At 28.1% G+C, this 5,967-nt stretch carries 7 protein-coding genes, 1 tRNA gene and 1 pseudogene; 3 read left to right on the top strand and 6 right to left on the bottom strand.

What is annotated here, in order from left to right:
- Positions 1-173: 173 nt before the first annotated feature.
- Positions 174-764, bottom strand: a complete 591-nt coding sequence (locus ACRDBA_RS10660) for a DUF1836 domain-containing protein (RefSeq protein WP_438572898.1) — start codon at positions 762-764, stop codon at positions 174-176.
- Positions 765-1,290: 526 nt separating this feature from the next.
- Here ACRDBA_RS10660 and ACRDBA_RS10665 point away from each other — a divergent pair.
- On the top strand, positions 1,291-1,530 hold the full coding sequence (locus ACRDBA_RS10665; protein WP_024614332.1) for an AbrB/MazE/SpoVT family DNA-binding domain-containing protein: 240 nt from the start codon (positions 1,291-1,293) through the stop codon (positions 1,528-1,530).
- A gap of 67 nt (positions 1,531-1,597) precedes the next feature.
- Here the strand turns inward: ACRDBA_RS10665 and rsmI are convergent, their stop codons facing one another.
- The 4 genes from rsmI to ACRDBA_RS10685 form a co-directional block, all read right to left on the bottom strand.
- A complete protein-coding gene (gene rsmI, locus ACRDBA_RS10670) occupies positions 1,598-2,443 on the bottom strand; it encodes a 16S rRNA (cytidine(1402)-2'-O)-methyltransferase (RefSeq protein ID WP_438572899.1) in 846 nt (281 codons plus the stop codon).
- 2 nt (positions 2,444-2,445) lie between these two features.
- Complete coding sequence (locus ACRDBA_RS10675; protein ID WP_438572900.1) at positions 2,446-3,195, bottom strand: tRNA1(Val) (adenine(37)-N6)-methyltransferase; 750 nt, start codon at positions 3,193-3,195, stop codon at positions 2,446-2,448.
- 164 nt (positions 3,196-3,359) lie between these two features.
- Positions 3,360-4,586 carry a C40 family peptidase gene (locus ACRDBA_RS10680; RefSeq protein WP_438572901.1) on the bottom strand — a complete coding sequence of 409 codons (1,227 nt, stop codon included), beginning with the start codon at positions 4,584-4,586 and terminating at the stop codon, positions 3,360-3,362.
- Between the two features lie 283 nt (positions 4,587-4,869).
- Positions 4,870-5,175 (bottom strand): hypothetical protein, encoded by a 306-nt coding sequence (locus tag ACRDBA_RS10685; protein WP_438572902.1) that lies wholly within the window; start codon positions 5,173-5,175, stop codon positions 4,870-4,872.
- A 130-nt stretch (positions 5,176-5,305) separates the two neighbouring features.
- Between ACRDBA_RS10685 and ACRDBA_RS10690 the strand changes: the two genes are divergently transcribed.
- Positions 5,306-5,381: transfer RNA gene (locus ACRDBA_RS10690), tRNA-Pro, on the top strand.
- Between the two features lie 36 nt (positions 5,382-5,417).
- On the opposite strand, the gene ACRDBA_RS10695 is transcribed toward ACRDBA_RS10690, so the two are convergent.
- Positions 5,418-5,546, bottom strand: a complete 129-nt coding sequence (locus ACRDBA_RS10695) for a hypothetical protein (RefSeq protein ID WP_438572903.1) — start codon at positions 5,544-5,546, stop codon at positions 5,418-5,420.
- 269 nt (positions 5,547-5,815) lie between these two features.
- Between ACRDBA_RS10695 and ACRDBA_RS10700 the strand changes: the two are divergent.
- Positions 5,816-5,967: pseudogene (locus ACRDBA_RS10700) on the top strand (HAD family phosphatase); the annotation flags it as partial.

Here is a 5,967-nt window from a genome sequence, read left to right on the forward strand (position 1 = left end):
TACTTTCTAAATGGCCACTTTTTAATATATATTCAATTATGCCTCTAACTGATTCCTTTACATTAATTTCTCTAACCATACTAAACCTATTCCCTGTTATACTTTATATACTATTATAACCATAAAATTATTTTTAGGTAATAAAAATAACCCAGCAATAAGCTGAGTCATCTTTATTCTGAATGATATTCCGTTACTATCTTTTGAACTAACTTTTTAATAGCACTTGCTTGAGCTATTAATGACATTACTATTACGAAAGTTCTTATGCTATTCTCATCCTTTTCGTTTAAGTCTAATTCACCTATAATTGAATTTAATTTTTCCTCATCTACTGCTGGAGTAGTTAAAAACTCTTTAAAACTATCGCTTTGAGTTTCTGAGAAAATCTTATATGCCTTTTCCCAATCAATTATATCATCTGTTCTATCATTGATTTCATTAAAAGCTAGACTAAAAACTTTTTTAATTTCTTCTGTTGTTAAAACCGGTCTCATATAACTTAATAATACTAGCTGAACTAGATGAATCTTAGTATATCCTCTTTTTTTACCATCTTCTGGTTTAGTTATAACTTCACTCTTAATATAATTTTGAACTATGTTATTAGTATATTTATCTTCTGTAAACTTATCATTTAAAAAATCTATAACTTGTGATAAAAAAAGATCATACTTTGGTAGATCATCATAAGAAATCATACTATTAGATGACATCTCTTCAGCCACTTCACTTATATAATTAGTGTCAATCTTTTTAACCATTATCTATCCACCTTTGACTAACATATTATGATATTTTTATTATATAGTACGTATAAACTTATTACAAGTTATTTTCACCTATTTCAATCCAAATTATTCATTATATTAATTTAAATTTAAAAATTTAATCCTATTCTGGTGTAAACTTCTTTAGTAAACTTTTTTAAGTTTAATTTTTTTAAATTAAACTACTACTATTCCTCATAAAAAATCCACATTTAGGAAGTTTTGTTTTTACATTTTTTGCTTATTTTATTGCTTTTTTTTTAATATTTACACTTAACAAAAGTCTCCATTCCATTTAAAGCTAGTAGACAAGCCATTCTACAGATTTCTTTATAATATTGGAAATTTTTATAAATAGTATTGACATTTCTAATTTATGGTAGTATATTTGATTTAAGAAGTTTTTTATATAAGAAATTTGTAATATTTGAAAATATTTTTCTTTTATATTGACTTTTAATTACATATTTAGTAAGATTAAGTTGCAAGATGTCGAAACTTGTTTTGAGGAGGAAATATTATGAAATCAACTGGAGTAGTAAGAAGAGTAGACGAATTAGGAAGAATCGTTATTCCTATAGAGTTAAGAAGAACATTAGATATCGCTGAAAAGGATGCATTAGAAATATACGTAGATGGTGAGCAAATCATATTAAAGAAATATGAGCCAGCTTGTATTTTCTGTGGTGATGCTAGAGATGTTGTTAATTACAAAGGTAAAAACATCTGTAAAAACTGTTTAGCTGAATTAAAGAAATAATTAATATTTATATAGAGTATTAATAGCTTTATTAAATCCCCCTATAGTTTACTATAGGGGGATTTAACTATATATCCATTGAATACTTATATACTTCTTTTTTAGGTATTCCTCTTTCTTTTGCTACCATCTTTATTGCTTGCTTTTTATCTACACCTGATTCTATAACCTTTAAAATATGATCTTCTATACTTAAATCAATCCAAAGGGCCTCTTTTTCAGCTTGTAATTCACTATCTGATTTACCTTCAATAACTAATACAAACTCTCCTCTTGGTCTATTTTCAACAAAATATTCCATTCCTGATGATATTGTTCCTCTATAAATTTCTTCATGTAACTTAGTAAGCTCTCTACAAATCGCTATTTTTCTATCTCCTAAGTTATCCTTTAAATATCCTAAAGTATCTAAAAGCCTATGTGGAGCTTCATAAAATATAACTGTATCTCTAACATTAAGTAATTCTTCAATTATAGGTCTTCTATCCTTGTTTTCTCTTGGTAAAAAACCTCTAAAAACAAATTTTGTCGTATCTAAGCCTGAATAAACAAGTGCTGTAGTTATTGCTGTAGCACCTGGTAACACCTCAAACGGTATTCCCCTTTCAATACACTTACTAACAATAACACTGCCTGGGTCTGATATTCCTGGAGTCCCAGCGTCAGTAACTAATGCTATATTTAAACCATCCTCTAATTTAGTTATTATATCTTCGCTTTTTCCTTGCTCATTGTGCTGATGATAACTAAATAAGCTTTTCTTTATATTAAAATGATTTAATAGCTTTAAGCTTTGTCTTGTATCCTCTGCTGCAATAATATCAGCATTTTCTAAAGCCTCTAAAGCTCTTAAAGTAATATCCTTTAAATTACCTATTGGCGTGGGAACTAAATATAACTTACCCGTACTCATAACTATTCACCTCTCCCATATATATCATTTATTTCTTTTGTATATGTTCCGTCTTCATTATAAACACATAAAGGAGCATCCCATTTTAAAAATGATCCTCCATCTCTTTGCCCTTCAACCAATACTATATTCGGAGCTTTTTTACTATTAGGCTGAACCATCTTTACTCTCTTTGGCTCAATATTATACTTTCTCATTAGCTCAAATATATCTATTAACCTTTCTGGTCTATGTACCATATACATTCTTCCATTATCCTTTAATAACCTTCTAGCAGCAATTATTACATCTTCTAAATTACACATTATTTCATGTCTTGCTATTGCTAATTTATCATTTGGATTAAGTATCCCTGCATTATTTAATTTATAAGGGGGATTAACTGTAAGAACATCAAACTTACCTAGCTTATCTAAAAGTTTTTTATCTTTTAAATCTCCAGCTACAAAGCTTACCTTATCTTCTAATCCATTATACTTAACACTTCTATTTGCCATTTCAACCATTTCTGGCTGTATTTCTAAACCTAAAACATTTTGAGGATTATACTTTCCATAAACTAAAAATGGAATTATACCAGTTCCAGTACATATATCTATAACTCTGTGCTTTTTTCTAACAGTAGCAAAATCAGATAAAAGTACTGCATCTACTCCAAATCTAAATCCATCATTTTTTTGAATTAAATGAAGTCCATTTAATTGCAAATCATCTATAGATTCTCCTTCTAATAACTGTACCTTACTATTCATATTATCATCCTTTTATGTTATGTTTTTTCATAATTATAACCTAACAATAATTAATTTACAATTAATCAAACTAGTTACTCTTAAATCACATCATCGCTTAAACAAAAATAAACTCCGACTGTTAAACAATCGGAGTAATTTTATCAAATTTAATTAAATTCAAATTAAAGAACTCTTCTAGCTGTGTAGAATGATGTAACTGGTGAAACCTTAACAACATCATTTTCTTGAGGTGCATGTATATAGCTTCCTCCGCCTACGTAAATACCTACGTGGTCACCACCATATGTAAATACTAAGTCTCCAGGTTGTAAATCACCTTGTGATACAGCCGTACCAACACCCATTTGTGAATATGTAGTTCTTGTTATTTCCATTCCAGCAGCATGTCTATAAACATAGCTAGTAAATCCTGAACAGTCAAATGCATCTGGTCCAGTAGCTCCAAATATATATGGAGTTCCTAAGAACTGATATGCATAGCTAACTATTGCATTCCCACTTGCTGTTCCAGCATTAGATCCATCACCTCTATTAGGTGTGTTTGCATTTGCTTCAGCTTGTGCTTGTAAATCATCAATCTTTACCTTAGCAGCTTCTATACTATTATTAATCTCTTCAATTACAATAGGACTCTTTAATTGCTTGTCTCTAAGGTTTCTTAACCCACTTATTGCATCTTGAAGTTCAGTTATTGAGTTAGATGTAGCTAATATATTTAATCCATGCTCTGCTAACTTTCTTTCTGCTATTGATAAATATTCTTCATCAAATTTAGCTGATTCAGTCTTAACTTCTTCAACTAATTTTTGTTGTTCTTCTCTTTTAACTTCAAATTCACCTAAAGTCTTTGTAGTTTCCTCATTAACTTTAGCTATTTCATCACTTTTAACTTCTAATGACTCAATTTTCTTGTCTAGTTTTTCTTGCTTTTCTAATAAATCACTTACAACTTTTTTATCAATATTAACTAATCTAGTTGCTGAATCTATTTTAGATATAAGATCACTAAAACTTTCTGCACTAAATATTAATGATAAATAACTAGTTTGTCCACCTGATTTATAAAGCTCTCTTAATCTCTTTCCTAGAACTTCTTCTTTATCTTCAATTTCAACTTGAGATGTTTCGATTTCCTTTTTAGTATTTTCTACCTCATCTTTAATGTCTTGCATTAATACCTTATTGCTTTCCACCTTTTCTACTAGCGGATCTATTTCCATATTTAATTTATATATTTGACCTTGAATGTCTTCTATCTTCTTGTTAATTTCGTCATATTTATTCTGGTTTTCTATTACTGCTTCTTCATTTGGTGTAGCATTAACTGTAACACCTGAAGTTAAAATTAAAGCACCTGCAATAAAAGCAGATAAAATTCTTTTCTTCATATACTTTCTGGTCCTTAGACCATTCCCCCTCTCCAATATGATATGAAGTTATTATACCACGTATACTAGGCTTGGACAATGGTAAATTTTAAAACAATGGGATATTTACTGTATGTAAATGTATTCTAAAGGTATTTTTTAAATAATTTTAGCCTTAAAAATATAGAAATTTATGTTATTTTTATTACAATTTTATATAATTTTAATTCCAATATGAACCATTTAGTCGTTTTTCCATATATGCTTATATTAAAAGAACTATGCCTTTTACAGCATAGTTCTTTTAATAATTTCTATATTTTTTTCCCATTATACTTTGAATCAATGATCCTAATATAGTAACTACTATAAAAATTATTACAATAATTTTGGACTTTTCGTAGAAAAAATAGTCCAAAACACTTAAAATTAATCCTATAATCCCGATTGAAAGATTAAAAATTCCATTAAACTTTAACATTTTACTAGAATCACTATAAACATTACTTTGCTCTAAAACATTTCTTAATTTTTTACTCTTTAATACTCCTAAAGCAATTATTATAAACCCTATACTTGCTATAGCCATAATTATTGTAGTTGCTCTCATGATTTCACCTCTTTAATGGTATTTTAACTGTTATTAATCTATATTAATCCACCCTTTTAAAAAAATCAACATTTTTAAATTTAAACTGTTGACATATAAAAACATCCGTTATATAATAATTTATGTGCTACGGGGTGTGGCGCAGATGGGAGCGCGCGTGGTTTGGGACCATGAGGTCGCAGGTTCAATCCCTGTCACCCCGACCAAAAAGCAAGGTAGATTACCTTGCTTTTTTTATTTGTCTATTCATTTAAATTTCCTTCCAAATAATCACTTGCCTCCATAAATCTTTCATTTATACCCCAGGATTTAAAAAAGCATAATACTACAGGAATAATTGCAATGTAGCTAAATATAGCTATTAATCCCATAAAACTCCCCCCTAAAAATAATTCTAACTAAATTTGGTAAACGTTTGCAAATAAATTAATTTAAACCGAGCTAACTAATTTATTTAATTTTACTACCTTATATTACTTCAAATCAATAGTTTTTTTTATTATATTCGTATATTTAATTAATTTATACTTATATTAATATATCTTAATATTATCCTATTCAATTTTCCTATTTCGTTGATTATTTTTTATTTTTATTATACTATTACCTTAAAATATAATATATAAAGGATGATAGCAATATGGATAATATAAAAGCTGCAATTTTCGATTTAGATGGGACTCTAGTAGATTCTATGTGGGTATGGGAACAAATTGATATTGATTATTTAGCTAATAAAGGTCATTCGGTTCCAACTGATTTAAAAGATAAAATCAATCATTTAAGCTTTAT

Source organism: Clostridium sp., from assembly GCF_051654825.1.
Taxonomy (GTDB): Bacteria; Bacillota; Clostridia; order Clostridiales; family Clostridiaceae; genus Clostridium.